At 72.5% G+C, this 18,831-nt stretch carries 17 protein-coding genes; 6 read left to right on the top strand and 11 right to left on the bottom strand.

Annotated elements, in window-relative coordinates; genetic code table 11:
• Positions 1-37: 37 nt before the first annotated feature.
• The 3 genes from argC to FHS29_RS36745 are packed head-to-tail and all read right to left on the bottom strand — an operon-like array spanning position 38 to position 1,844.
• Positions 38-1,057 carry an N-acetyl-gamma-glutamyl-phosphate reductase gene (gene argC, locus FHS29_RS12975; protein WP_184690818.1) on the bottom strand — a complete coding sequence of 340 codons (1,020 nt, stop codon included), beginning with the start codon at positions 1,055-1,057 and terminating at the stop codon, positions 38-40.
• Positions 1,058-1,101: 44 nt separating this feature from the next.
• A complete protein-coding gene (locus FHS29_RS36750; RefSeq protein ID WP_246440175.1) occupies positions 1,102-1,545 on the bottom strand; it encodes a hypothetical protein in 444 nt (147 codons plus the stop codon).
• On the bottom strand, positions 1,542-1,844 hold the full coding sequence (locus FHS29_RS36745) for a methyltransferase domain-containing protein (RefSeq protein WP_246440173.1): 303 nt from the start codon (positions 1,842-1,844) through the stop codon (positions 1,542-1,544). The genes FHS29_RS36750 and FHS29_RS36745 overlap by 4 nt, the downstream gene beginning before the upstream one ends.
• A gap of 56 nt (positions 1,845-1,900) precedes the next feature.
• Between FHS29_RS36745 and FHS29_RS12965 the strand changes: the two genes are divergently transcribed.
• Positions 1,901-2,545, top strand: coding sequence for an HAD family hydrolase (locus FHS29_RS12965; RefSeq protein ID WP_184690817.1), 645 nt, complete (start codon positions 1,901-1,903; stop codon positions 2,543-2,545).
• Between the two features lie 36 nt (positions 2,546-2,581).
• Here the strand turns inward: FHS29_RS12965 and sthA are convergent, their stop codons facing one another.
• Positions 2,582-3,994: a Si-specific NAD(P)(+) transhydrogenase gene (gene sthA / locus FHS29_RS12960; RefSeq protein WP_184690816.1), complete on the bottom strand. Its 1,413-nt coding sequence runs from the start codon at positions 3,992-3,994 to the stop codon at positions 2,582-2,584.
• Positions 3,995-4,035: 41 nt separating this feature from the next.
• Between sthA and FHS29_RS12955 the strand changes: the two genes are divergently transcribed.
• Positions 4,036-4,707 (top strand): DNA alkylation repair protein, encoded by a 672-nt coding sequence (locus tag FHS29_RS12955; protein WP_184690815.1) that lies wholly within the window; start codon positions 4,036-4,038, stop codon positions 4,705-4,707.
• A 67-nt stretch (positions 4,708-4,774) separates the two neighbouring features.
• On the opposite strand, the gene FHS29_RS12950 is transcribed toward FHS29_RS12955, so the two are convergent.
• The 3 genes from FHS29_RS12950 to pheS all read right to left on the bottom strand — a co-directional run bounded on the left by FHS29_RS12950 (position 4,775) and on the right by pheS (position 9,127).
• On the bottom strand, positions 4,775-5,272 hold the full coding sequence (locus tag FHS29_RS12950; protein ID WP_184690814.1) for a hypothetical protein: 498 nt from the start codon (positions 5,270-5,272) through the stop codon (positions 4,775-4,777).
• Positions 5,273-5,578: 306 nt separating this feature from the next.
• Positions 5,579-8,056: a phenylalanine--tRNA ligase subunit beta gene (gene pheT / locus FHS29_RS12945; RefSeq protein ID WP_184690813.1), complete on the bottom strand. Its 2,478-nt coding sequence runs from the start codon at positions 8,054-8,056 to the stop codon at positions 5,579-5,581.
• A 3-nt stretch (positions 8,057-8,059) separates the two neighbouring features.
• Entirely contained in the window at positions 8,060-9,127 is a 1,068-nt protein-coding gene (gene pheS / locus FHS29_RS12940) for a phenylalanine--tRNA ligase subunit alpha (protein WP_184690812.1), read from the bottom strand.
• Positions 9,128-9,488: 361 nt separating this feature from the next.
• Between pheS and FHS29_RS12935 the strand changes: the two genes are divergently transcribed.
• Together FHS29_RS12935 and FHS29_RS12930 are read left to right on the top strand one after the other, a co-directional pair.
• Positions 9,489-11,258 carry an HSP90 family protein gene (locus FHS29_RS12935; protein WP_184690811.1) on the top strand — a complete coding sequence of 590 codons (1,770 nt, stop codon included), beginning with the start codon at positions 9,489-9,491 and terminating at the stop codon, positions 11,256-11,258.
• Complete coding sequence (locus tag FHS29_RS12930; protein WP_184690810.1) at positions 11,255-14,053, top strand: hypothetical protein; 2,799 nt, start codon at positions 11,255-11,257, stop codon at positions 14,051-14,053. The genes FHS29_RS12935 and FHS29_RS12930 overlap by 4 nt, the downstream gene beginning before the upstream one ends.
• 342 nt (positions 14,054-14,395) lie before the next feature.
• On the opposite strand, the gene FHS29_RS12925 is transcribed toward FHS29_RS12930, so the two are convergent.
• The 4 genes from FHS29_RS12925 to infC form a co-directional block, all read right to left on the bottom strand.
• Positions 14,396-15,232, bottom strand: coding sequence for a TrmH family RNA methyltransferase (locus FHS29_RS12925; protein WP_184690890.1), 837 nt, complete (start codon positions 15,230-15,232; stop codon positions 14,396-14,398).
• Positions 15,229-15,618, bottom strand: a complete 390-nt coding sequence (gene rplT, locus FHS29_RS12920) for a 50S ribosomal protein L20 (protein WP_184690809.1) — start codon at positions 15,616-15,618, stop codon at positions 15,229-15,231. The genes FHS29_RS12925 and rplT overlap by 4 nt, the downstream gene beginning before the upstream one ends.
• 64 nt (positions 15,619-15,682) lie before the next feature.
• Positions 15,683-15,877 carry a 50S ribosomal protein L35 gene (rpmI, locus tag FHS29_RS12915; protein WP_015804175.1) on the bottom strand — a complete coding sequence of 65 codons (195 nt, stop codon included), beginning with the start codon at positions 15,875-15,877 and terminating at the stop codon, positions 15,683-15,685.
• 70 nt (positions 15,878-15,947) lie between these two features.
• A complete protein-coding gene (gene infC, locus FHS29_RS12910; RefSeq protein ID WP_184690808.1) occupies positions 15,948-16,562 on the bottom strand; it encodes a translation initiation factor IF-3 in 615 nt (204 codons plus the stop codon).
• A 275-nt stretch (positions 16,563-16,837) separates the two neighbouring features.
• Between infC and FHS29_RS12905 the strand changes: the two genes are divergently transcribed.
• Complete coding sequence (locus FHS29_RS12905; RefSeq protein WP_184690807.1) at positions 16,838-17,179, top strand: DUF1844 domain-containing protein; 342 nt, start codon at positions 16,838-16,840, stop codon at positions 17,177-17,179.
• Between the two features lie 149 nt (positions 17,180-17,328).
• Positions 17,329-18,831: a S8 family serine peptidase gene (locus FHS29_RS12900; RefSeq protein ID WP_184690806.1), complete on the top strand. Its 1,503-nt coding sequence runs from the start codon at positions 17,329-17,331 to the stop codon at positions 18,829-18,831.

Genomic DNA, 18,831 nt, shown 5'->3' with positions numbered 1-18,831 from the left:
GTCACCGGAGCGGTCACCGGGGCGGTTCCAGGGGTGGTCACGGGGCGACTCCAACAGTGGACAGGCCGGTGGTCTCCGGCAGGCCGAGTGCGAGGTTCATGCACTGCACCGCGGCGCCCGCGGTGCCCTTCGCCAGGTTGTCCACCGCCGCGACGACCACCAACCGGTTCAGGTCGGGGTCGACGGTGACCTGGAGCTGCACCGCGTTCGAACCCAGCACCGCGCCCGTGGTCGGCCAGTGGCCCTCCGGCAGCAGGTGCACGAACGGCTCGTCGGCGTACGCCTCGCGGTAGACCGCGCGGACGTCCTCGTCGGTGTTCCTCAGGGTCGCCGAGCAGGTGGCCAGGATGCCGCGCGGCAGCGGCGCGAGGACCGGCGTGAACGAGACCTTCACGGGGCCGCCGGCGACCTCGGACAGGTTCTGGGTGATCTCGGGGGTGTGCCGGTGCGTGCCGCCGACGCCGTACGCGCTCAGCGAGCCCATCACCTCGGCCCCCAGCAGGTTCGGCTTGAGCGACCGGCCCGCGCCCGACGCGCCGGACACCGCGACCACGGTGACCTCGGGCTCCACCAGGCCGCCCACGGCGGGGGCGAGCGCGAGGGACGAGACGGTCGGGTAGCAGCCGGGGACAGCGATCCGCCTGGCGGACCTGAGGACCTCGCGCCGGCCGGGCAGCTCGGGCAGGCCGTAGGGCCAGCTGCCCGCGTGCGTGCCGCCGTACCAGCGCTCCCACGCTCCCGGGTCGGTGAGCCGGTGGTCCGCGCCGCAGTCCACGACCAGCGTGTCGTCGCCGAGCCGGGCGGCGATCTCCGCGGAGTGGCCGTGCGGCAGGGCGAGGAAGACGACGTCGTGGCCGGCGAGGTTCTCGGCGGTGGTCTCGACGAGCACCCGGTCGGCGAGCGGCAGCAGGTGCGGCTGGTGCGCGAGCAGCGCCGTCCCCGCGTTGCCGCCCGCGGTCAGCGCACCGATCTCCACGTCCGGGTGGCCGAGCAGGAGCCGCAGCAGCTCACCACCGGCATAGCCGCTCGCACCCGCGACCGCGATCCGTACCGTCATACGGATAAGTATGCACGCTTGTGCATCATCACTCAAACCCGAATTCACCGGAGGGTGACGCGCGGCACGGCGACGGTGATGATCTCCGGGCTGGTCGGCGTCAGCGGGCCGCCGTCCCAGTCACCGGACTGCCGGGCGATGCCGAGGCCGGCGTCCGCCAGGAACGTTGCCAGACCGGGGAGGTCGAGGAACCGCAGCGTGCTCCAACTCACCTCGGGCTCTGGCCAGTCGGGGCTCGTGTAGGTCTGGGTGAACCGGACCAGTTCGCCGACCACCTCGTGGACCTCGTGCTCGACCCTGACGCGCGTGTCGGGTGCCGCGGTGATCTCGGTGGCGTTGTCGGGCGTCCACTGCTCCCAGGCACGGGCGGCCGGATTGCGGGTCTCGAACACGAAGCGGCCGTCGTCGGTGAGCGCTGCACGGACGGCGTGGAGCGCGCTGCGCAGCTCGTCGTCGGTGACGAACACCTGGAACGCGTGGCCGGTCATGACGACGAGGTCGAACTCCGCGGTCCAGGAGGCCGTGTGAGGTCACCGAGGACCCAGTCGACGTCGGTGCGCTCCCGGGCCCGCGCCAGCATCCCCTCGGCCGGGTCCAGGCCGCAGAGGCGTCCGGTGTGGCCGGCGGCACGGGCGAGGTGCAGCAGTTCGCCGGTGCCGCAGCCGACGTCCAGCACGGAGCGGGCGGACATGACCAGGGGCAGGTAGAAGGCGAAGTCGGCGCGGTCCCGGCACAGGTCGTCGTAGAGGGCGGCTAGGCGGGCGTCGGCGAAGAGGTGGTCGACCATCCGGTGAGCCTGGCAAAACCGACCGCTCGGCGGGAGTCGGCATTAGCTTCGGCGGCATGAGGGCAGTGATCTTCGACTGGCGGGGCACGCTGGTGCTCGCACCCACGTTCCGGGGTTGGGTCGCCGAGGCGTTGCGGCGGTCGGGGCGCGACGCGTCCGTGGCGGGCGACGTCGTGTCGCGGCTGGCGGAGAGCCGTCTGGACGTGCCGGGGGTCGACGCGGACGCCGCGCTGCACCGGGAGACGTACTACGCGATGTTCGCCGACGCCGGGTTGGACGCGGAACTCGCCGACGCCCTGTACGAAGTGGAGTCGGACGTGGCGTTCAACCCGTTCGCGGTGGACGCGGCGGCGACGTTGCGGGCGCTGCGGGCGGACGGGATCCGCATCGGGGTGCTGAGCGACATCCACTTCGACATCCGCCCGGCGTTCGACGGGCTCCCGGTGGACTCGTTCGTGCTGTCGTTCGAGCACGGCGTCGTGAAGCCGGATCCGGCGATCTTCCGCATCGCGCTGGACGAGTTGGGGACGTCGCCCGGGGAGACGCTCATGGTCGGCGACCGCGCCACCCACGACGGTGCCGGCGTCGACGTGGGAATGTCGACCCTGCTCGTGCCGCCGCTGATGGACGTCGACGACGCGCGCCTGCACCTCGTCACCGGCCTGGTGGCCGGGCACGCCGCCGGCCGCCGGACGCGGTAGGCCGCGCGTTTCCTCCCCGGGCCGTCCGCCGGTAAGTCAGGTGCCGAAGCGGTCCAAGGCGCGGATCTTGTTGGTCGCGTCGAGTGCGGCGACCTTGTACGCCTCGGACAGGGTCGGGTAGTTGAAGACCGTGTCCACCAGGTAGTCCACCGTGCCGCCGCACGCCATCACGGCCTGTCCGATGTGGACGAGGTCGGTCGCGCCGGTGCCGAACAGGTGCACGCCGAGGAGCGTGCGGTCCACGGTGGACACCAGCAGCTTGAGCATCCCGTAGGCGTCGCCGACGATCTGGCCGCGGGCCAGTTCCCGGTAACGGGCCAGGCCCACCTCGTACGGCACGGCCGACGAGGTCAGTTCGGCCTCGGTCGCGCCGCAGTAGGAGATCTCCGGGATGGTGTAGATGCCGATGGGTTGCAACGCGGCCAGTTCGTTCGCCGTCTCGCCGAACGCGTGGTACGCCGCGAGCCTGCCCTGGTCCATGGAGGTGGCCGCCAGCGCCGGGAACCCGATCACGTCACCCACCGCGTAGATGTGCTCCACGGGCGTCCGGTAGTACTCGTCGACCTTCAGCCGGCCGCGGCTGTCGGCGGCCAGTCCCGCCGCGGGCAGGTTCAGCTCGTCGGTCGAGCCCTGCCGTCCCGCCGAGTACATGACGGCGGCGGCCGGGATGCGCTTGCCGCTGGCCAGGGTCGTCACCGTGCCGCTGTCCGACACCGCGACGTCGACCACCTTCTCCCCGAACCGGAACGTCACCGCCAGGTCCCGCAGGTGGAACTTCAGCGACTCCACGATCTCCGGGTCGCAGAACTCCAGCATCCGGTCCCGCTGCTCCACCACGGTCACCCGGCTGCCCAGGGCGGCGAACATCGAGGCGTACTCGATGCCGATCACCCCGGCCCCGACCACCACCAGCGACGCCGGGATCTCCTCCAGGGCGAGCACCTCGTCGGAGTCGAGCACCCGCTCCTCGTCGAAGTCGACCTGCGCGGGCCGCGCCGGACGGGTGCCGGTCGCGATGACGATGTTCGCCGCGCTGACCGTGTGGTTGTCCCCGCGGTTCGCGCCCTGCACCGCGACCGTGTGCGGGTCGACGAACCGCGCGGTGCCGGTGAGCAGGTCGACCTGGTTGCGGTGCAGCTGCGCCCGCACGACCTGGACCTCGCGGCCGATGACGTGCTGCGTCCGGGCGAGCAGGTCCGAGATGGTGATGTCCTGCTTGACCCGGTAGTCCGCGCCGTACAGCTCGCGCTGGCTCATGCCGGTCAGGAACATGACCGCCTCGCGCAACGTCTTCGACGGGATCGTGCCGGTGTTCACGCACACCCCGCCGATCATGTCCGCCTTGTCCACGATCGCGACCCGCCGGCCGAGCTTCGCGCCCGCGATGGCCGCCTTCTGCCCACCGGGGCCGGACCCGATGACGACCAGGTCGTAGTCGTACTCGCTCATGCCCCGAAGCGTGTCACAACCGACCCGCCTACGGTGTTGCCGTGGACGGACTCGTCGAAGCTGTTCGGCAAGGTCTGGTTGCCGCGGCCGACCCGGCCAAGGCGCCGGAGATGCAGCAGTACATGAAGTCGGAGATGCCGTTCCTGGGCGTGCCGAAGCCGGAACGCGTCAAGCTGCTGCGGCCGGTGTTCGCCAAGCACCCGCTCACCTCCCGCGACGAGTGGCTGCGAGCCGTGCTGACCTTGTGGCGCGACGCCGGCCACCGCGAGGAGCGGTACGCCGCGCTGGACCTGATCGGCCGCTACCCGGGGTGGCACGACCCGACCCTGCTGCCGGTGTACGACGAGCTGGTGGTCACCGGCGCGTGGTGGGACTTCGTGGACGAGATCGCGTCCCGACGCATCGGCCCGCTGCTGCGCGCCCACCCGGACGACGTAGAGCCGGTGGTGCGGGCCTGGGCGACCGACCCGGACCGCTGGCGGCGGCGGGTGTCGGTGATCTGCCAACTCGGCTCGAAGAACGGCACCGACCTCGACCTGCTGCGGGACGCCATCGAGGCGAACACCGACGACCCGGACTTCTTCGTGCGCAAGGCCATCGGCTGGGCACTGCGGCAGCACTCCCGGGTCGACCCGGGCTGGGTGCGCGCGTTCGTCGACTCGCACCCCGGGCTCTCCCCGCTCTCGCGGCGGGAAGCGCTGAAGCACCTCTGAGCCGACCGGGTCGGGTCGGCTCGCGGTGGGTGGCGGACGCCGACACCCTCGGCGTCCGGGGCAGGCCCTAGCCGCGGGTGGCGCGGCCGGAGTAGGTGAGCGGGAAGATCGAGTCCTGGCACGCGTCGGGCACGTCGGACGAGATCCGCACCACCATCTCCACCTCGACCGAACCGGCCGGCGGGATGCTCACCGGCTCCGGCATCGGCACCACGGTCAGCACCCCGGACGGGCAGTCGGGCACCCGGTTGTGCGCGGCGTCCAGCGGCTGGCCGGGCACCGCCTGGAGCGTCATCACGATGATGTCCACGCTGTTCGGGTTGGACAGCCGGACCAGCCGCGCGCCCTCGCTGCCGGGGGTCAGCTCCACCGGTGCGCCGGAGATGTCGTCGATCTCGAACGGCTTCAGGTCCGCCACCCCGGCCTCGCCGTTGCTCACCGCGTACGCCATCGCGGGCAACTCGGGCTCCGGCCAGGTCAGGTGCATGGCGGCGACCACGGCGGCTCCGACGCCGAGGATCGTCATGGCGACGGCGACTTCCATCCGCGGTCCCAAGCTACGCATGAGGCAACCTCACTACGACTGCGCATCAGGCGGTGGGTTCGCCGCTAGCTCCCCGCCGGACCGGCGACCAGACTCGCCCGGCGGTTCATCGCTTCGCCCCTCGGCCCAGCGGGCCGCGAAGCCAATCTTGGAGAACGTTCAACCTCGGCGCAAGAACCAAGCAGACCCGGAAAGTCGGGTCCAAAGACCTCTTGACACGTCACGCTGAGTGCCTTGAAGTGCACGTTTCCACTCTGTCGGCCACCGAGTGGTTCACTCGGCCGGACTAGTTCCGGGGCCGCACTGGTGCGGCCCCGGAACTGTGCGTCAGGCTCTCAGCGCCGCACCGAAGCGGTCGGCCGCCTCGGCCACCGCCGTGTCGCGGGCCGCCGTGGCCTCTTCGACGGTGAGCGTCCGGTCGGGGGCGCGGAACCGCAGCGCGTACGCCAGCGAACGCTTGCCCTCGCCCACCTGGTCACCCGCGTAGACGTCGAACAGCCGGAGGTCCTCCAGCAGTTCACCGCCGCCGGCCCGGAGCGCGCGCGTCACCTGTTCGGCGGGCACCTCCGCGTCGACGACCACGGCCACGTCCAGCAGGACCGGCGGGTACGGCGACACGACCGGCGCGGGCCGGTGGTCCTCCAGCGGCAGGGCGTCCAAGTCCAGTTCGAACGCCACCGTCCGCTTCGGCAGACCCAGCGCCTCCACCACCTTCGGGTGCAGCTCACCCGCGTGGCCCACCGGCCAGTCCCCCACCCGCAGTTCGGCGCACCGCCCGGGGTGCCACGGGGCCAACGAGGACGCCTTGACGGTCAGCTCCACGCCGTACGCCTGACCGACCAGCCGCGCGGCCTGCACCGCGTCCGCCCAGTCCGCCGGGCGCCCCTTGCCCCACCAGCCGGCCTGCTCGCGGTTCCCGGCGAGCACCGCGGCCACGTGCACGGGCTGCTGCGGCAGCGAGGCCACCAGCGACGCCACCTGCTCGTCGGACGGCCGTGCGCCCACACCCACCTCGGGCACCGGCACCCGCTCCGTGCGCGGCAGCGTCACCTGCGCCACCGTGTACAGGGCCACGTCCTTCGCGCCGCGCGCCAGGTTGCGCTGCAACGTCTCCAGCAGCCCCGGCACCAGCGTGGTGGCCAACGCGTGCTTGTCCGCCTCCAGCGGGTTCAGCACGCTGACGGTCCTGCGCCGCACGTCGTCCTCGGGCAGCCCCAACGCGTCGAACACCGCCGGAGCGATGAACGGGAACGGCTTGACCTCCACGAACCCGTTCTCCGCCAGCGCGCGCGACACGGTCCGCCGACGCCGCTGCCGCTCGGTCAGCCCACGACCGGCGGGTGCGGGCGGCAGCGTGGACGGGATCGTGTCGTACCCCTCCAGCCGCAGCACCTCCTCCACCAGGTCGGCGGGCTGGGTCAGGTCCGCGCGCCAGGTCGGCGGCACGGCGGTGACCATGGTCGCGCCGTCGTCGCCCGTGGTGACCTCCACCAGGCAGCCGATCTGGCCGAGCCGCCGCGCCGTCACGCCGCGCGCGTACCGCACACCGGCCACCCGGTCGGGCAGGTCGATCGGCATCGTCACCGGGACGGGCGCGGTCAGGCCGCCCTCGTCGGTGCGGCCGGGCTTGATGCTGCCCTCGCCGAACATGTGCAGCAGCCGCGCCGCGCGCTCCAGCGCGACCGGGGCCAGCGCCGGGTCCACGGTGCGCTCGAACCGCTTCGACGCCTCGGACGGCAGCTTGTGCCGCCGCACGGTCCGCGCGATCGACGCCGGATCCCAGTTCGCGGCCTCCAGCAGGATGTCCGTGCTGTCGTCGCGGACCTCGGTGGACGCGCCGCCCATCACGCCGGCCAGCGAGATGACCCCGCTGTCGTCGGCGATCACGATGTCGTCCGGGTCGAGCGCCCGCACCGACCCGTCCAGCGTGGTCAGCTTCTCGCCGGCGGCGGCCCGCCGCACGACGAGACCGCCCCGCACCGCGGACGCGTCGAACGCGTGCAGCGGCTGGCCGAGTTCCAGCATCACGTAGTTGGTGACGTCGACCGGCAGCGAGATGGAGCGGATGCCCGCCAGCATCAGCCGCCGGCGCATCCACCACGGCGTGGGCGCGGTCGGGTCGACGCCGGTCACCCGGCGTGCCACGAACCGCGAGCACGCGCCGGTGTCCTCGATCCGCACGGGCAGCACGTCGCCCTCGCCCTCGGGCACCTCGGCCAGGCCGGGGTCGCCGAACGGCACGTCGAACGCGCACGAGATCTCCCGCGCCAGACCGCGCAGGGAGAACGCGTAGCCCCGGTCCGGGGTGGGCGCGACCTCGATGACGGTGTCGCCGAGGCCGAGCACCTCCAGCGCGTCGTCACCGGGCTGCGCGGTGCCGCTGGGCAGCACCAGGATGCCCGCGTGGTCCTCGCCCAGGCCCAGTTCGCGGGCCGAGCAGATCATGCCCTGGCTGACGTGGCCGTAGGTCTTGCGCTCGGCGATGGTGAAGTCGCCGGGCAGCACCGCGCCGGGCAGCGCCACCACGACCGTGTCGCCCTCGACGAAGTTCGTCGCACCGCAGATGATGCCGTTGACCTGCTCGGGGCCGACCTCGACCTGGCAGTACCGGATGGGCTTCTTGAACTCGGTGAGCTCCTTGACGTCCACCACGCGGCCCGCGACCAGCGGTCCGGTGACGGAGCCGAGCCGGTGGACGTCCTCGACCTCCAGGCCGATCCGCACGAACGCCTCGGCTATCTCGTCGGGCGTCGGGGGCTCGGGGAACTCCAGGTGCTCGACCAGCCAGGTAACCGGGATACGCACCGGTCATGCCTCCGTTCCGAATGGCTGGGTGAAGCGGACATCGCCTTCGACCATGTCCCGCATGTCGGGCAGGCCGTTGCGGAACTGCAAGGTGCGCTCCAGACCCATGCCGAACGCGAACCCGGAGTACACGTCCGGGTCGACGCCGCAGTTGCGCAGCACGTTCGGGTTGACCATGCCGCAGCCGCCCCACTCGACCCAGCCCGCGCCGCCCTTCTTCTCCGGGAACCACACGTCCACCTCGGCGGACGGCTCGGTGAACGGGAAGAAGCTCGGCCGCAGCCGGGTCCGGGAGTCCTCGCCGAACATGGCGCGGGCGAACGCGTCGAGCGTGCCCTTCAGGTGCCCCATGGTCAGCCCCTTGTCCACGGCCAGGCCTTCGACCTGGTGGAACACCGGGGTGTGGGTGGCGTCGAGCTCGTCGGTGCGGAACGTGCGGCCGGGGCACACCACGTACACGGGCAGTTCGCGTTCGAGCAGCGTCCGTGCCTGCACGGGGCTGGTGTGCGTGCGCAGCACCAGACCGGAGTCCTGCGGGCCCACGTAGAACGTGTCCTGCATGCTGCGCGCGGGGTGGTCCTTGCCGAAGTTCAACGCGTCGAAGTTGAACCACTCGGTCTCCAGCTCGGGACCTTCGGCGACCTCGTAGCCCATGGCCACGAACACGTCGCCGATGCGCTCGGCGAGCGTGGAGATCGGGTGGCGCGCGCCACGCGGGACGCGGTCCCACGGCAGCGTGACGTCGACGGACTCGTCGCGCAGCACCCGCTCGTCGCGTTCGGCCTGGAGCACGGCACGCCGCTCCTCGAACGCGAGCTTCACCGCGTTCTGCGCTTCGTTCACCCGCTTGCCCGCCTCGGCCTTCGCGGCCGGTGGCAGCGCGCCGATCTCGCGGCGGGCCAGCAGCACCGGCGCGCGGTCACCCAGGTGGCTCGGCTTCACGGCGGCCAGCTCGTCGAGGTCGGCCGCCTTCGCGAACGCCTCCCGGGCCTGCTCCACCGCCGTGTCGAGCGCCTCCGGTGAGAGCGCCGCGACCTGCTTGGGGTCGTACGGGTCGTTGGCTCCGGACATGGTTGGTGGACAGCTCCCGTCGCGTACCGCGTCTGATGACCACCCCGTCAAGGGCACGGAGCGGCGGGTCGATCCTAGGTGATCGGCCGGCACCGGGGCTCACCGCGGCCGTGACTGGGCCGTTACCGGTGACCCGCCGCGCGGGCGACCGCGCCCGGCCGCCCGCACCGACCCCGGCGCGGAGGTTGTTTCCGCAGGCCAAAGGTCTAGGCGCGGAAATTTGTCGGTGTCGGCCGGCACAGTGTCCGCAGTGAGCCGCCGACCCGGCGGGCGAACCGCCGAAAACCGGGTCCGCCGCCATCGACGCGAGCCTAGAATCGACCGTCCTACGTGACCTTGACCCGAGGTGAATCGCACTCCCATGGCACACACCTTCGGTGTCGACCTGCGCGGGATCATCGACCTGCTCAGCCACCACCTCTACAGCAGTCCCCGCGTCTACGCGCGTGAGCTGCTGCAGAACGCGGTGGACGCGATCACCGCCCGCCGCGCGCTCCGACCGGACGCGCCCGGCGAGGTGGTGATCGAGCCGATCGACTCCGGCACCGGCGGCACCCTGCGCATTTCCGACACCGGCATCGGTCTGACCGAGCGCGAGGTGCACGACCTGCTGTCCACCCTCGGCCGCACGTCCAAGCGGGACGAGCTGGGGTTCGCCCGACAGGGCTACCTCGGCCAGTTCGGCGTGGGCCTGCTGTCCGCGTTCCTGGTCGCCGAGCGGATCCGGCTGGTGTCGCGGTCCGCGAAGGGCGGGCCGGCGGTGCGCTGGACGGCGAACGCGGCGGGCGACTACGAGGTGGAGGTGCTCGACGGAGCTGGTGCCGACCGGGAGGTCCCCGTCGGCACCACCATCGAGCTGGTGCCCAACCGGGACTCGGAGCACTGGCTGGAGCGCGACGTGGTGCGCGCGCTGGTGGTCGAGTACGGCGAGCTGCTGCCGGTCCGGGTGGTGGTCGCGGGCGAGGTGGTGACCAGCGAGACGCTGCCGTGGGCGCAGGACGCGCTGGGCTACGGGGCGCGGGTGCTGGGCGTGCAGCCGTTCGACGCGATCCCGGTCGAGGTGCCGACCGTGGGCCTGACCGGTGTCGCGTACGTGCTGCCGCGCGGCGTGCACCCCGGCGCGCGCCAGTCGCACCGGGTGTACCTGAAGCGGATGCTGGTCGGCGACTCCATCGAGGGCCTGCTGCCGGAGTGGGCCTACTTCATCCGGTGCGTGGTCGACTCGTCGTCGCTGCGGCCGACCGCCAGCCGCGAGTCGCTCTACCAGGACGAGACGCTGCTCGCGGTGCGCGAGGAGCTGGGCAGGCAGGTGCGGGACTGGCTGGTGCGGCTGGACGCGACCGACCCGGACCGCACGTCGGCCCTGCTGGACGCGCACCACCTCGGCATCAAGTCGCTGGCCAGGGTGGACGACGAGATGCTGCGGCTGGTCGAGCGGTGGCTGCCGTTCGAGACCACCGACGGCGGGCAGTCGCTGCGCCAGTTCAAGCGCAAGCACGGCTCCGTCGCGTACGTGCCGGACGTGGACGAGTTCCGCCAGCTCGCGCCGGTCGCGCACGCGCAGGGCATGGGGCTGCTGAACGCGGGCTACGCCTACGACGTGGAGATCATGGACCGGCTGGTGGCGCTGGACGGTCCCGCGGCGGCCCGGCGGGTGGCGCCGAACGAGGTGCTGGCCGCGCTGGGCGAGCCGGAGCCGGACGTCGAGCGGGCGCTGCGCGACCGGCTGGCGCTGGCCAAGGACGTGCTGGAGCGGCACGACTGCGAGGCCGTGCCGCGCGACTTCGACCCCGGTTCGCTGCCCGCGCTGCTGGTCACCAACGTGGAGGGCGAGCGCAAGCGGGACGTCGAGCAGGCCGGCGAGCAGGCCGACCCGCTGTGGGCGGAGCTGCTGGGCAGCCTGGTGTCGTCCGAGTCGGACGCCTCCCAGCGGCTGGTGCTCAACTGCCGCAACCCGCTGGTGCGCCGGCTGGCCGGGCTGAACGACTCGGCGCTGGTGGAGCTGACCGTGGAGTCGCTGTACGTGCACGCCCTGCTCCAGGCCCGGCGGCCGATGCGCCCCAAGGACACCGCCGCGCTGAACCGTTCGTTCCTGGAACTGCTGGACCGCGCCGTCGGAGGGCACTCGTGAGCGAGGAGAAGAACGCCGCCGAACAGCAGTTCGTGGAGGCGTACCACCTGCCCGAGGGCATGGCGCGGCACGAGGCGCTGGAGCGCGCGGCGCGGACCGCCGACGCGGTGGACCACCTGCCGCTGGCGGTGAGCTGCCGGATCGCGCTGCTCCGGTCCGCCTACGACCTGGGGCGCTACGACCTGATGCTGGCCCCGTTCGCGTGGTGCGGCGCGGCCGAGAAGCGCGACCCGACCGCGTTCGACGAGTGGGAGACGCACAGCTACGACTGGGCGCACAAGTGGATCGTCAGCGGCCTGATCGCCGACCCGCGCTTCTCGCTGGCGCAGGTGGAGTCGGTGCTGGAGCAGCTGGCGACCCGCTACCAGCAGCACGGGTTCTCGCTGCAACCGGTGCACGGGGCGCGCGCGGACCTCGCCGAGCACGTCGGCGACGAGGACGCCTACCGCGAGCACTTCGCCCGCTACCTGGCGATGGACCGCGGCCCGATGAGCGACTGCGAGGCGTGCGTCGTCGAGGAGCAGGCCGGGCACCTGATCCGGCAGGGCCGGTACGCCGAGGCCGTCGCGCACGCCGAGCACCAGCTGGAGAAGGACACCGGCTGCGCGACCCAGCCGCAGGGCATCCTGACGACGCTCGCGCCGGCCTTCGTGGTGCTGGGCGACCTGGACCGGGCGCGGCAGGCGCACACCGTGGCGTACCGGCTGGTGCGCGACGACCAGTACGGCGGCTACCTGGACGACCACCTGGTGTTCTGCGCGACCTCCGGGAACGTGCAGCGCGGCGTGGAGCTGCTGCGACGGCAGCTGCACCGGGTGCACCACTCCCCCTCGCCGTCGCAGGCCATGCACTTCGCGGCCGGTGGCGCGCTGCTGCTCAGCCGCGTCGACGGGCAGGTCGACTTCGCGGTGCCCCGCGACGGGCAGGTGGAGGTGCTGTCCACGATCGAGCTGCGGGCCCTGCTGGAGACGCGGGCGCTGGAGATCGCGGCCCGCTTCGACGCGCGCAACGGCACCGACGCGGTGAGCCGCCGCATCCGGGCGAAGCTGGCCGCGCCGGACACCGTGCACGTGCCGCTGGCCGTGCCGGTCGCCGCGGTGCCGGTGCCCGAGCCGGAGGAGGAGCCGCCGACCGTGGCCGATCCGGTGGAGCTGGCCCGGCGCATGAGCGAGGCGTTCGACGGGGGTGACTTCCTCACCGGCATCCGGCTGCTCCGCTCGCTGCCCGCCGACCTGGACCCGCTGCTGCCGGAAGGACTGGCGGCGGTGGTCGCGGCGCGGCGGGCGGCGGTCGCGCGGCCGGGGCAGCCGTTGCCGGAGGTGCTGGCCGAACTGGACGTGGCGGTGCGGCGGCTGGCGGCGGCGGGCGAGACCGACCTGGCCAACCGGTACCGCTGCCGGGCCGCGGTGATGGGGGCCGAGCGCGAGGGGCCGGTCGCGGCGGCGGTGACGGCCCGCGAGTGCGTCGCCGAGGCCGACCGGTCCGGCACCCCGTACACCAGGGTGCTGACCCGGCTGCTGCTGGCGGACCTGCTGGCGGACGCGGACGAGTCGGACGAGCAGGGCGAGCTGGTGAGGTCGGCGCTGGCACTGGCCGAGCTGGAGGCGCCCGGGCTGGTGTCCAGGGCGAGGTGCGACCTCGCTCAGCACCTGGCCACCACCGGGCAGCTCGACGAGGCGTCGGCGCTGATCGCCGACGTGCTGGCGACCGCGCCGCCGTCGTCGGTGCGGTTCGACGCGCTGCGGCTGCGGCTGAAGGTCGAGACCGTGCAGGGCTCCCCTGCGGCGGTGGAGACGGCGGCCGAGTTCGTCGCCGCGTTCAGCACACCGCGCGGCCCGTGGACCGCCGAGACGCACCGGCAGCGGGTGGCGTCGGTGGAGCGGCTCGGGGTGGAGGAGCACCACCTGGAGGACCTGCGCACCGCGATCTCGGTCGGGCACGAGCTCGGGGTGCCGGAAGACGTGGCGAAGGCGTGCCACGCGCTGGCCGGCGGGTACCTGAAGTCGGGCCGGTTCGTGGAGGCGGCCGAGGCGCTGGAGGAAGCCGTCCGCGTCATCGAGGGCCAGGACGTGTCCTACGACGTCGTGGTGCCGGTGCGGTACCGGTTGGCGCAGGCGTGCTCGCGGCTGGACGAGAACGAGGCCGCCCGCCGGCACCTGGAGGTCGCGCTGCCGTTGGTGCCCGCCGACGAGCCGTGGCGGCGGGCGCTGGTGCTGGACGTGCTCGGCGGCGTGCTGCGCCGGCTCGACGAGCCGCTGGACGGCGCGCGGGCGTACGCGGAAGCCGCCCGGTCGTGGCAGGAGGTGCCGGACGAAACCGAGGCCGCCGGGTCCTGGGTCGAAGCGGCGGCGGCACTGCCCACGGAGGAGCACGACGAGTGCGTCACCGCGCTGGAGTCGGCGGAGGTGCTGCTGTCCTCGGTGGAGGACGAGGAGCACCGGATGCACCTCGCCGCGCGGATCGCGGCGATCCGGGCGTTCCTGCACCTGCACGCCGGTGAGCACGCGGAGGCCGTGGAGCAGAACGGCGTCGCCGAGGAGTTGGCGGCCCGGCTCGGGGACGTGGACTGGCAGACGTTCCTGGCGCAGCGCGGTGCGCGGTTCCTGCTGGAGTCCGGTGACGCGGTGAACGCGGAGGCCGAGGCGCGGCGGGCGGCGGGCATGGTGACCGACACGTCGCCGCCGCAGATCATCGGCGACACCGCGAACGTGCTGGAGGAGTCGCTGCGGGCACAGGACAAGCCGACCTCCGGCGACCCGGTGCTGCGGGCGCTGACCAAGCGGTTGGAGGACTGACAGCGGCACATCCGGAACGTGGTGCGCGGGTCGGCGCGAACCGCTCGGATGTCAGCGGGGCGGGCGCCTCGGGATCGACAGCGACCTCGAGGGGCGGGCGCGGGACGTCTTGGGGTTGCGCGCCTGAACGGCTGCGGGCTCCGGCCCCTCGGTGAGCCGGCTGCTCGAAGCGCGATGGGCGCGGGCGGCTCGGGCGGTTCGGGCGCGGGAGTCGGCGCGGCCGGGCTCGTCAGCGGGTGGGGCGTTGGGCGCGCGTATCGACGCAGGCGCGAGAGTCGGCGCGGCCGGGCTCGTCGGCGGGCGGTGCGCTGGGCGCACGTATGGACGCAGGCGGCGCTGGTGTCAGCGGGCGGTGCGTTGGGCGCGGGCCGAGGCGTAGAGGCAGACGGCTGCGGCGGTGGCCAGGTTGAGGCTTTCCGCGCCGCCGTAGATCGGGACCTTGAGGGCGGTGTCGAGGGTTGCCACCACCTCGTCCGGCAGGCCGTGGGCTTCGCTGCCGAAGACCCACGCGGTGGGGCGTTCCAGGTCGCCGCGCAGGTCGGCGGTGACCAGGTCCTCCTCGGCGTAGCCGTCGGCGGCCACCAGGCACAGGCCCGCTGCGCGGCAGGCGGCGAACACCTCGTCCGCGGCCCGCGACCGGGAGAGCGGCAGGTGGAAGACGCTGCCGGTGGACGACCGGACGCACTTGCCGTTGTGCGGGTCGACGGTGTCGCCGGCGAAGACCACCGCGTCGGCTCCGGCGGCGTCCGCGACGCGGACCACGGTGCCGGCGTTGCCGGGGTCGGCCACGCCGTGCAGCACGGCCACCAGTCGCGCGCCGGCCAGCGACAGCGGCACGTCGACCAGGTCGCAGACCGCGACGATGCCCTGCGGCGTCACGGTTTCCGACAGCGCGGCGGCCGCCTTGTCGGTGACACCGCTCACCGGCACACCGGCGTCCACCGCGTCGCGCACCAGTTCCGGGTTGCGCGAAGCCGCGACCGCCGTGACGAACAGCTCGTGCACCCGGCCGCGGCCGGCGGCGGACCAGGCGAGCGCCTCGCGCACCGCCTGCGCGCCTTCGGCCAGGAAGCGCCCGGCGCGGTCGCGGCCGGAGCGCCTGGTCAGGCGCCGAGCGGCAACGACCCGAGGAGTCCGTTCGGTGAACGGAGCATCCTCGGGTCGTGGTGCGACGCTCAGGCCTCGTCCTCGACGGGCGCGTTCACGTCGGCGGGCAGCGCGGCCTTCGCGAGCTCGACCAGCGCGCTGAAGGCGCCGGGGTCGCTGATGGCCAGCTCGGACAGGATCTTGCGGTCCACCTCGATCTCGGCGAGGCGCAGGCCCTGGATGAAGCGGTTGTACGTCATGCCGTTGGCCCGGACACCGGCGTTGATGCGCTGGATCCACAGCTTCCGGAAGTCGCCCTTGCGCGCACGGCGGTCGCGGTACGCGTAGTTGAGCGAGTGGAGCACCTGCTCCTTGGCCTTGCGGTACAGCCTCGAACGCTGGCCGCGGTAGCCGCTGGCGAGCTCAAGGGTGGTACGGCGCTTCTTCTGGGCGTTCACGGCCCTTTTGACGCGTGCCACGGGTCCATCCTGTCGATCTCGTGGGGCTGGTCAAGCCCCGGTGTTCATGGGGGAGTGGAAGAGCTCAGAGCCCGAGCAGCTTCTTCAGCCGCGGCACGTCGTTCTTGGCGACCTCGGTGGCGCCGGAGAGGCGGCGGGTCAGCTTGCTGGACTTCTTCTCCAGCAGGTGGCGCTTGCCGGCCTTCTCGCGCATGAGCTTGCCGCTACCGGTGACCTTCACACGCTTGGAGGTCCCGCTGTGGCTCTTGTTCTTGGGCATTTCCGTCCTCGTCTCGTGCAGCCACCGGGATGGGGCGGCCGTGCTGGCTCCCGGCCCGGAGGCCGGGAGGTCACTCCTCGACAGACCCGGCGGCCTCGGTGTCGTCGGCAGGGTCCTGCTCGTTCTTCACCGGGCGGGTCTTCGTGGTCTTGTGCGGCGCCAACACCATGATCATGTTGCGGCCGTCCTGCTTCGGGTTCGACTCGACGAAGCCCAGCTCCGCGACGTCCTCCGCCAACCGCTGCAGCAGCCGGTAACCCAGCTCCGGCCGGGACTGCTCACGGCCCCGGAACATGATGGTCACCTTGACCTTGTTCCCGTGCGACAGGAAGCGGGCCACGTGGCCCTTCTTCGTCAGGTAGTCGTGCGGGTCGATCTTCGGCCGGAGCTTCTGCTCCTTGATGACCGTCAGCTGCTGGTTGCGGCGCGACTCGCGGGCCTTCTGCGCGCTCTCGTACTTGAACTTGCCGTAGTCCATGAGCTTGCAGACCGGCGGCCGAGCCTGCGCGGCGACCTCGACGAGGTCGAGATCCGATTCCTGGGCGAGTCGGAGCGCGTCCTCGATGCGAACGATCCCGACCTGCTCGCCGTTCGGCCCGACCAGACGAACCTCGGGCACGCGGATGCGGTCGTTGATGCGCGGCTCGGTGCTGACGGGGGCACCTCGGTTCGAGGGACTTGTCATTCACGTCCTTTGTGACTCGTTGTGCGCCAAAGACAAGAGGCCCCACACCTGTCCGGCGTGAGGCCCGCTTCCGACCGATCGCACAACGAAGGGCGCAGTCCACCCGTCGAGGTGACCGGACCCGGCCACCTGCGAGCGGTGGGACGCGGGTGGGAGCGGGTGCTCCACTTGCCGTCCCCACACGTGTGGGGACTGGTCGCGCGGAGAATAGTAGCAGACGGGCTTGTCAACCCCCGAACCGGCGACCCGTTCGGGGCGGTTGCGAGAATGCTGCCGTGACCGACCTGCCTGAAGACAACGTCCGCGAGCTGTCCGACGTTCCCAGCATCGAGGTGATCAGCAAGGCGGCGATCATGCTGCTCTCCGCGTCCGCCGAGCGCCTCGGCCTGGCCGACGAGGACCCGGACACCAGCCCCCGCCGCGACCTCGACGAAGCCCGCCGGCTGATCACCGCGCTGGCCGGCCTGGTCACCGCGTCGGCGGAGTACCTCGGCCCGCACGCGGGTCCGCTGCGCGAGGGCCTGCAGTCCGTGCAGCGGGCGTTCCGCGAGGCGTCGGCCGTGCCGGACGAGCCGGGCCGGGGACCGGGCGAGAAGTTCACCGGACCGGTGTACTGACCCTCTCCGCCCCGGCGCCGCGGCCCGTCTTCCACCGCTTCCCGTCGTTCACCCGATGGTGATTGTGGTCGGGAGACGGGCTGCCTAGGCTTCTCGGCGGTTCGCGCGAACCTCTCTGCCGTCAAGTACCCGTACGAGGGAGACCCGACATGGGAGAGTTCGGCGCGCCCTGGAGACGGTCGGCCGGTGTCGGCACCGTCTCGGCGCTGGCACTGGCACTCGCCGCCACCCCGGCCTCCGCACAGGGCGACATCGTGGGCGCGAACGCCGCCGACGCCGTCGCCGGCCGCTACATCGTGGTGTTGGAGGACGCGCGCAAGGCGGACGCCGTCGCGGGCCGGGTCGGGGCTCGGGTCGCCCACCGGTACCGCGCCGCGGTGCAGGGGTTCTCCGCCGCGATGCCCGAGTCGGCCGCACGGCGGCTCGCGGTCGACCCCGATGTCGCCTACGTGGCGCAGGACCGGGTGGTCCGGCTGGAGGGCACGTCCTCCTGGGGCTTGGACCGCATCGACCAGCGCGACCTGCCGTTGGACCAGACGTACAGCTACGGGAAGTCCGGTCAGGCCGCACACGTCTACGTGGTCGACACGGGCATCCGGACGTCCCACTCCGACTTCGGCGGGCGGGCTTCGTTCGACTTCAACGCGATCGACACGGACGACTCCGACTGCAACGGCCACGGCACGCACGTCGCCGGCACGATCGGCGGCGGTTCCTACGGCGTGGCCAAGGCGGCGCGGCTGCACGCGGTGAAGGTCCTCGGCTGCGGCGGATCGGGCACGGTGTCCGCGGTGGTCGCGGGCGTGGACTGGGTGACCGCGAACCACGTCCGCCCGGCGGTCGCGAACATGAGCCTGAGCAGCGGCGTCAACGACCTGATCGACACGGCCGTGCGGCGATCCATCGACTCCGGCGTGACCTACGTCGCGGCGGCGGGCAACGGCAACCAGGACGCGTGCCTCCGCTCCCCCGCACGTGTCGAGGGCGCGATCACGGTGGCCGCGTCGGACGGCCGCGACGTGCGCGGTTCGTTCTCCAACTTCGGGACGTGCGCGGACCTGTACGCGCCCGGTGTCGGCATCGCCTCCGCCTGGTACACGGACGACACGGCTTCGGCGTACATGGACGGCACGTCGATGGCCGCGCCGCACGTCGCGGGTGCCGCGGCGCTGCACCTGGCCGCGCGTCCGGCCGACGGACCGCAGCAGGTGCAGTACGCGCTCGCCTACGGGGCCACCCGCGGGCGGATCGCCGACGCCGGACCCGGCACGCCGAACCTGCTGCTGTACCTGGGACCTCCGACCCCCGCCCAGCCCGGCGCGGACCGGCTGCTGTCGGGCGAGTCGTTGAGCGCGGGACAGAGCAAGGCGTCCACGGACGGCGCGTTCCGGCTGAAGATGCAGACCGACGGCAACCTCGTGCTGTACACGGCGTACGGGGAGCCGTTGTGGCACACCAACACCTGGGGCAGTGACGTGACCCGCGCGGTGCTCCAGCCGGACGGGAACCTCGTGCTCTACTCCGACGCCGGCGTGGCGCGGTGGCACACGTCGACCTACGGCACGGCGGCGGACCGGCTGATCGTGCAGACCGACGGGAACGTGGTGCTCTACGGGCCCGACGGCCGGGTGTTCTGGCACCGGCGGCAGTGA

It is taken from the genome of Saccharothrix tamanrassetensis, assembly GCF_014203665.1.
Classification (GTDB): domain Bacteria; phylum Actinomycetota; class Actinomycetes; order Mycobacteriales; family Pseudonocardiaceae; genus Actinosynnema; species Actinosynnema tamanrassetense.
The sequence above is the reverse complement of the archived record's forward strand: the minus strand, read 5'-3'. Positions and strand labels throughout refer to the sequence as shown.

Coding starts and splice junctions, on each gene's coding strand:
- FHS29_RS36745 (WP_246440173.1), bottom strand. CDS start 1,844: ATGGTCGACCACCTCTTCGCCGACGCCCGCCTAGCCGCCCTCTACGAC.
- FHS29_RS12935 (WP_184690811.1), top strand. CDS start 9,489: ATGGCACACACCTTCGGTGTCGACCTGCGCGGGATCATCGACCTGCTC.
- FHS29_RS12965 (WP_184690817.1), top strand. CDS start 1,901: ATGAGGGCAGTGATCTTCGACTGGCGGGGCACGCTGGTGCTCGCACCC.
- infC (WP_184690808.1), bottom strand. CDS start 16,562: ATGACAAGTCCCTCGAACCGAGGTGCCCCCGTCAGCACCGAGCCGCGC.
- sthA (WP_184690816.1), bottom strand. CDS start 3,994: ATGAGCGAGTACGACTACGACCTGGTCGTCATCGGGTCCGGCCCCGGT.
- argC (WP_184690818.1), bottom strand. CDS start 1,057: ATGACGGTACGGATCGCGGTCGCGGGTGCGAGCGGCTATGCCGGTGGT.
- FHS29_RS12900 (WP_184690806.1), top strand. CDS start 17,329: ATGGGAGAGTTCGGCGCGCCCTGGAGACGGTCGGCCGGTGTCGGCACC.
- rpmI (WP_015804175.1), bottom strand. CDS start 15,877: ATGCCCAAGAACAAGAGCCACAGCGGGACCTCCAAGCGTGTGAAGGTC.
- pheS (WP_184690812.1), bottom strand. CDS start 9,127: ATGTCCGGAGCCAACGACCCGTACGACCCCAAGCAGGTCGCGGCGCTC.
- FHS29_RS12950 (WP_184690814.1), bottom strand. CDS start 5,272: ATGCGTAGCTTGGGACCGCGGATGGAAGTCGCCGTCGCCATGACGATC.
- FHS29_RS36750 (WP_246440175.1), bottom strand. CDS start 1,545: ATGACCGGCCACGCGTTCCAGGTGTTCGTCACCGACGACGAGCTGCGC.